Annotated in this window: 5 protein-coding genes and 1 pseudogene; all 6 read left to right on the top strand. The window is 42.7% G+C overall.

Annotated features, from left to right (window positions below):
• A pseudogene (locus tag H6G14_RS26475) lies at positions 1–1529 on the top strand (bifunctional DNA primase/helicase); the annotation flags it as partial.
• A 366-nt stretch (positions 1530–1895) separates the two neighbouring features.
• On the top strand, positions 1896–2807 hold the full coding sequence (locus H6G14_RS26470) for a tyrosine-type recombinase/integrase (protein WP_190571130.1): 912 nt from the start codon (positions 1896–1898) through the stop codon (positions 2805–2807).
• A gap of 394 nt (positions 2808–3201) precedes the next feature.
• Entirely contained in the window at positions 3202–3795 is a 594-nt protein-coding gene (locus tag H6G14_RS26465) for a hypothetical protein (protein ID WP_190571129.1), read from the top strand.
• 104 nt (positions 3796–3899) lie between these two features.
• Positions 3900–4262 (top strand): hypothetical protein, encoded by a 363-nt coding sequence (locus H6G14_RS26460; protein ID WP_242053705.1) that lies wholly within the window; start codon positions 3900–3902, stop codon positions 4260–4262.
• Between the two features lie 50 nt (positions 4263–4312).
• Positions 4313–7087, top strand: a complete 2775-nt coding sequence (locus H6G14_RS26455) for a hypothetical protein (protein ID WP_190571126.1) — start codon at positions 4313–4315, stop codon at positions 7085–7087.
• A gap of 2 nt (positions 7088–7089) precedes the next feature.
• Positions 7090–7806: a hypothetical protein gene (locus H6G14_RS26450; RefSeq protein WP_190571124.1), complete on the top strand. Its 717-nt coding sequence runs from the start codon at positions 7090–7092 to the stop codon at positions 7804–7806.
• Positions 7807–7808: the final 2 nt, after the last annotated feature.

Below are 7808 nucleotides of genomic sequence, written 5' to 3'. Positions count from 1 at the left end.
CTTCTCCCAGCCTGGGGACTGGGGTTGACATCTCGCAGTATCACTTTGATGCAGTGTTTGGTGTATTTCACGGAGTTTCGCAGACAGCCACCGAATGCGCTCAACAGCTTTGGAGGTATCGCCCAAAAGTCCCGCTTCACGTTTGGGTGGCCCCTAAACCCCCATTTGGATACCTCGACACTAACCCGACTAAGATTAAAGAACGGCTGCTACAAACTAACGAGATTACGGCTTTCTTACTGCGGATTGACCGAGAAACAGGTAAGCGCGGGGCTGAAAAAGACTGGGCGCTTGAGGCTTACTGCAAAATCAAATCTGCTCGTCATCAGTCGATTAATAACTTACGCACCGACTTACGCGAATTGTTGAAGCAGATGGGCAATCAAATTGTACCAGTGGGTGACGAGCTTGATGCCCCAGCTTGGGAACTGCTCAAAACTGCGGCAGATGCTCTCGACTCGGCTCACCATCATGCCGTCGCTAGGGCGAATAATATTTCTAAAAGTGAGTACCGCGCTCGTCAAAGTAAAGACTATCTTTCACCCGAAGAAGTCTACGAGTGTGAAAAATTCCGTATTTGGGACTCCTACGGCATGGAAGTTACACCAGAACTTGTTGAACAAGATAACGGTGGTCGGTTGGTTGGGGAGATCGCCGCACTTGAAGCCATCCTTTCACCACCAGATTCAATTATTGATGACAATGGTAAACAGTACCCTATACCACCTGATCTTGTCACCAACAAAGACCGAGCCGAACGAGACAAACTGCCATTCTGCATGGATTGGGGCAACTACTCGGCGCGGTGGTTAGCCCGATACAACCTGGGATTGCAGCATCTTTTGACTCGACTCGTCGCCGGGGAGGAAGTTCGGGCGGACGATGCACATCTATTAAATATGTCGGCGATCGCCATCGACTGCGCTGCTCACATCAAAGCAATACTCGGCTTCACCATTCCCCCCAACTGTCAACCAATCTGGCTGTTGGGGATTTTATTGGATCAACTGGGACTGAAGCTGACCTATCGTAAGCAGGGGCGAAGAGGTCAACAGGTGAAGCTGTTCTCGTTATCGAAGAAAGAACTAGAGTTTGCATTACAAGTTATCGCTCATCGGCAAGCAAAAAGAGCCGAAAATCAAGCACAGTATCAGTCAGCCTACGGTGAAGATGTGGTATTCACCCCCCTCACTAATGGTATAGGAAATTCCCCTTATAAGGAGGGGACGACTACGGTTCTTGAGCAGGGGAGCAGGGGAGCAGGGGAGAAAGATTCTTGCCCCTGTGCATATTCTCCTGACCGAACTACCATACTTCACGGTGTAGAAATGCTGCGTTCTAGTATTTCTCAAGGGATGGAAGCAATTAAGGGCATTCTCCAGCGCTGGGGAACTGACTTGCGCTGGCTGGTCGTGCTGGAGTTGGAGGCGATCGCTGAGGCTGAGGTGCGATCGCTCGAAGCGGCAGTCCCGGAATTTTACTCGCTACTAAGTGAGGATGTTTTGCCGATGGATTTTGGGCAAATTTAGTCCTCAATAAATCTAAAAAAATGCCCTACGACAATTCTCTGACTTTGTTTTAGTCAGATCCGATAATGTAAGTTTTCGGATCTTAGAGTGCGAACCCCTATATCTTTCGTTGACCCCCAGCAGAAGACTTCCCGCCACTCTCAGTAGAGACTGAGCAAAAATGGTAACAACTAGCCCTGGGGTTAACTGGCACTCCATTGTCCTACGGCGGAGCATCGTCGCACAGGGCTACCTCGTCGTGTGACGATGCTCCGCCCAGAAGAGAAAATTCATGAAGAGGAGAAATTAAAATACCCCAGGAATTGATAATTAAGAAAGAGGCACGAACGCTTGATTGTCCATTTATTGTGTCCCTAAATGAATTAAATGCGAACACCGGGGGCAGAAAACTGTGTACAGAAGATGGCAGATGTTACCAACACTGCCCAAATAGTGGAGCTGTGGAAAAGTAGCAAGCTATCGCCGCAAACCCGACGCTCTTATGACACAGATATCCGTCAGTTCATCGGTTTCGTGTTAGGTGTAAGTCCAAAACAAGTACAACTCAATGATTTAGATTTGCGAACAGTCATCATGAATGACGTGATGGCGTTCGCTGATTACCTGGAAACTAAAGAATATGAAACGTCAACTCGTGCAAGAAGAATAGCAGCGATCAAGAGTTTGCTGCGATTCGCCCATGAGGTGGAGTGGACAAAATTTAATGTCGCGGCGCAAGTGCCATTACCCCAACCGAAAGACAAGCTAGCCGAACGCATTCTCACCGAATTAGAAGTAATAATGATGATTGCCCATGCACCAAAAGGACGCGACCGACTGGTAATTCAACTGCTGTATTATACGGGTGCAAGGGTGAGTGAGATTGCGAGTTTAACTTGGCGTTCAGTGCAGCCTGGGCATGAAGGGAACGGGCAAGTGACGCTTTACGGTAAGGGACAGAAGACCAGAACTGTAGTCATACCCAAAAGTGTTTATCAAGATTTAGTAGCACAAAGAACTAGCACCTTTGCCGATGCACCAGTGTTTGTCAGTCGTAAAGGTGGGGCGATTGGTGAGAGGCGTATCCGCAAAATTGTCGCTGATGCGGCTGTTGCAGCAGAGATTTCTGGTAATGTATCCCCGCACTGGTTGAGGCATTCTCACGCAACTCACAGTTTGGAGCGGGGCGCACCCATACAACTGCTACAGGCCACTTTAGGACATTCATCGCTAGAACAAACTGGACGCTACACTCATGTCCGTCCTAATGATAGCACTGGGCTTTACTTGCCAAAGTGAGGTGTTTCAAGTTTATTTAAAATTTATAGTTTCAAGCCCATTAACTTATTGATGGGCTTGGCTAAACTATGAAACTTCGATAGTTAACAACCAAATTGCACTCAAGTACCTGACAAAATGCAGAGACTCGCAGCATTTTTTCACAAAAAGGTTCGCCTTTGACCTGACAAAATGCAGACAGTACAAACATTTGTGCAGAGAAAGTAAATCTCTATACCTAAAACATGGCAACGAGTACAAGTAGTCGGTCACAAAAATTATCTTGTTGTACCTAACAAAATGTAGAAAATACAAGCATTTCTTCACATGAAGTTTAGCAGTTTGTCAGTTGAAAATAGCCGGGAACAATTGAATACTAAGTTCATAGTTGCTGATGGTAATTGTTGAGGCAAGTATGCAAACGTACTATCTAGATAGAGAAGAAGAAACATCAGATTATAAAGAAGCGCCATCAAAAATTAGGCGCAGAAACAAAGCAGTTGAAAGCACAACAGCAGGATTGATGTGGGTCAATGGGGTACTGATGGTATCATCCATGAGCCTGCATGGAATCATGTTGGGCGGACTAATTCTAGCAGGAGCAATGGCAGTAGTCTTCCAAAGTAAGATCAATGAATTGTTGACCAAGTTGGAAAAGAAACAACGCAAGTATGGAATAAACATCTACGCCATACTATTTGCAATGCTAACATTAATATTCATGTTGGACTTCGCTTCAGCACCAGCCCAAGCACAATTCTTTCAAAACGCCCAACAATGGATAACCAATACAGGATTTGCAGGAGCAGCTAACGCGGATACGGCGGCAACAATTACAGGTATTTTTAATATTCTGCGGATATTGTTCTTGTTGTACATAGCCGTATCGGTAGTCAACGTGATTCAAGCAGTACGAAGAGATGAAGACTGGGCAAGTGCGGCGAGAACGCCATTGGTTGTCTTGACTGGAGTGTTTGCAGCAGATTTCTTAACGACATTAATCATCTAGACGAAAAATAGGAGGTGAATTAATAAGTCAGAACTAGGAAATTGGAAGTTGGAAGAAATCATTTTCAACTTCCGATTTTCTACCTCTTAAAAGGAATAGTATATATGCCGGAAAATAAAAAATTTCGTGTCGTAAATCAGACACTAGGAACACAACCAAAAATAGGCCCCATCCCTACAGAACTAATATTTCCTTGGTTAGCAATAGTAATAGCGTGTATATTTGTCGTCTACTATGTCCTGGTCTGGGGATGGTTAGCAACATTATTTGCGTCTTTCTGGGGATGTGCGACATGGTGGTTTGTATCAGCAAATAAAAGCTTTTTAGGAAAATTTGTAGGAACTCCCCGCATTAGTAGAGGATATATGGTGTTTGTATCTTTAATTAATCCACCCAGAAGAGGCAAGGGGAGCAGGGGAGGAAAAATTTATTATTTAATATTCTTGTTCATAAGTATTAATTTATAAGATTTAAAACATAAAAAACTTTGGTGAAAAACTCCTATATATAAGAAAGTATGCCTAAGCGAAATGAAGAGAAACTAGGGAAAAAAACATTAACGCTAACACCATTTGAAGACGTGGTAGATTTGGCAGGTATTTGTGAAATGGAACTAGGAGGGAGGCAATCTATAGGAGCATTAATAATAAAAAAGAAATCCAATATTCAAGTGAGATTTGCCTTTGATTGTTTGGGAATCCACCCCAACCTAACGACAGAGCAAATTCAGCCAATTTTTGAGGGGATAGAGGGAGGGCTAAAAGAGATACCAGAGCGAGAATCCCTAACAATACATTTTGGCTCATTTACCGATGATTATTTAAGACAAAGAGAAATTAAAACAATTGAGTCTCAATGTCAAATAGAACCAATAAAACTATTATTACGTAGTGAGAGGTTACGTATAAAAGAGCTAACCGCGTTGGGATTGAGAAAGAATAAATTCTTGAGGTTATGGTGTAGCTACACAGTAGAGGAGGATGAAAAACTAGAAGATTTAGCAGAAATAGGACTGAAGAAGTTACAAAAACTTTGGTATCAATTTACGGGAGAGATTCACCAACTAAATAAGGATCGTGTAGAAAATATATTACGCAGTTCGTTCGGGGATGGATTTCAAAATTGGGAACAACTTCTTGCTAATAAAATGGGATTAAGCGTAACGCCCCTCTCGGCAGAAGAAATCTGGGAATTATTGTGGGATACATTCAACCCTGATGAACCCCCCCAAATTCCCAATCGGCTAAAACTAACGGATGATGAGCTAATCGAGACACAAACAAGTGAATTTCATATCAGGCATTTGATGCTGGGGAACGAGAAATCAGTACCCATATTTGATAAGAAGTGGGTAAAACTTCAAGATAAATATATAGGAGCGCTAAATTTCAGCCATAAACCAGGGGGATGGGTAGACGAATATTCACAGTTGCGCTACTTGCGGTCAGCAATTTCCAAAGAAAAGGTAGCGGATACAGAAATATTTTGTCAAATAACAAAGGCTAATCAAGGTATAGCCAAGGTAAATTTACAGCGATTAACTAAACAGTCGATAACATCAACTTCGATGTCAACAGATAGGGGCAACATTGATGTTAAGGCAGGACTTAATATCGAATCATCAGTAGAAGCGCAACGCACACTATACCAGGGTAGTGTTGTGCTAAATACAGCAGTGGTGTTTTTAGTACATCGCAGCGATTTACAAAAATTAGAAGAGGACTGTCGGTATTTAGCAAGTTGTTTTCTGCGACCGGCAATAGTATCTCGTGAAGTGGAATATGCCTGGAAGCTGTGGCTACAATGTAGCCCCATTGCCTGGGAAGCATTACTCTCCAAACCATTCAACCGCCGTCTAGTGTACTTCTCTAGCGAAGCACCAGGGCTAACACCACTAATTAGGACAGCCACAGGAGATCGCAATGGGTTTGAGTTAATTGCAGAAGAAGGCGGCACACCTGTACATCTGGACTTGTACCATTCGCATAAAAACCTCGCAGTATTTGGGACGACTCGTTCTGGTAAATCGGTGCTGGTGGCAGGAATTTTAACCCCGGCGTTGGCGATGTCGATCCCAGTCATTGCACTGGATTATCCGAAACCAGATGGGACTTCCACATTTACTGATTACACAAAATTATTAGGAGAGCAAGGAGCATATTTTGATATAGCCAAAGAATATAACAACCTATTTGAATTGCCCGACCTGCGTTCGATGAGTGAAGAAATCATCAAAGAGCGAATGTCCGATTTTCAGGAATTTCTCAAATCAACATTAATGACAATGATTATCGGCACAAACCCGATAGGTGTGAGTTTCTCTGTGACATCACTCATCGAATCGCTGATATCATTGGCATTGCAAACATTCTTCAATGATGATGAAATCAAACTACGCTATCAAGCAGCATTGAGGGCAGGATTAGGGACAAAAGAGTGGCTCGATACACCAACCTTAAAAGACTTTTGTAAGTATTGCTCACCAGGGTATATAAACCTAGATTCACTATCAACAAATAGTAGTGAAGTTTCTCAAGCATTGGGACAGATACAGGTGAGATTAAAGTATTGGCTGTCAACCAAGGTAGGGCAGTCAATATCGTCTCCTTCCAGCTTTCGGGCTGATGCCAAACTACTGGTATTTGCACTGAGGAATTTATCTAGCGACAGTGATGCAGCCATACTTGCACTCAGTGCCTATGCTGCGGCACTGCGTCGCGCACTGTCATCAAAAGCTTCGATATTTTTCCTTGACGAAGCACCAATTTTGTTTCAATTTGAGGCGATTTCCGAGTTAATTGGACGCTTGTGTGCTAATGGTGCAAAAGCAGGAATTAGAGTAATATTATCAGCCCAAGAATGTGAAAGTATATATCAAAGTAAATCAGCCCAAAAAATATTTGCTAACATTACCACCCGATTAGTAGGGAGGATACAATCATCAGCGATTGACCCATTCGTGGAAAGATTCAAATATCCCTATTCCATTATTAGTAGGAATAGTACGGAGTCTTTTTATCCGAAGAAAGAAGGGATTTATTCTAGCTGGTTATTAGATGATAATGGCAAGTTAACATTCTGCCGTTACTATCCAGCTTACTGTTTGTTGGCGGCGGTAGCAAACAATCCAGCAGAACAAGAACTCAGATATGTATTCCTGAATAAATATAAAGATAATCCTTTGTTGGGATTATACAAGTTTAGTCAAGATTATATACGGATGATTCGAGGAGAAGAACTATCAGCCCAAGCAAAACAATTATTGAAACAAACTTTAAGGGAGGTATCGTAGCTATGAAGAAAATCAGCACAAAAATTATTTTACCAAGTACGATTGTGCTAGCAGTAGTATCAGTGAGTACACCAAGTTTAGCATTTGGATTATCAATCCCCAATTTCATCAGTTCGATATTCAACGATGTCAAGGAAGAGTACAGCAGATTAGAGAAAGAAGTACAGCAACAAATTGATGATTCCTGGGCAAATATATCAACAGATGCAAAAGAATCAATTCAATCAGCTATCGGAGAAATGGGGACACCAGACCCGATTTTAAGTACCCAAGAGTTAAGGGAAAGACTGAGAAATAGTCGCTCATTACCAGAAACAAAAACGCTAACAGGAAGATTGGAAAGAAACATAACCCGTGCGGCTGTCAACTCTACATTAGGGCTAGAAGGACAACAGGATACGAAAGAAAAAATCAAAGCCACCACGCAAATATCCGGGGAAACACAGGCTCTCGCCCAACAAGCACAATCATTAGATGCTTCACAAAATATCCTAAAAGTCTTAGCAGCACAAAACGCGCAGGTGGTATCAGCAATAACACGCTTTCATGCTGATTCATTAGCAGGAAGACAAGATTCAGCCCAAACGAATTTGATGTTGTCTCAAGTAGCAGAAAATCTGGCTAATTCCACCACAAAAGAAGAACTCAGGACAACAGGGCAAGCCTCTTTGACTCAGGAATTAGTATTTATGTCTGTGTTAGACCCAGCGAGAGAATAAAT

The sequence above is a fragment of the Nostoc parmelioides FACHB-3921 genome, assembly GCF_014696625.1.
Classification (GTDB): domain Bacteria; phylum Cyanobacteriota; class Cyanobacteriia; order Cyanobacteriales; family Nostocaceae; genus Trichormus; species Trichormus parmelioides.
The sequence above is the reverse complement of the archived record's forward strand: the minus strand, read 5'-3'. Positions and strand labels throughout refer to the sequence as shown.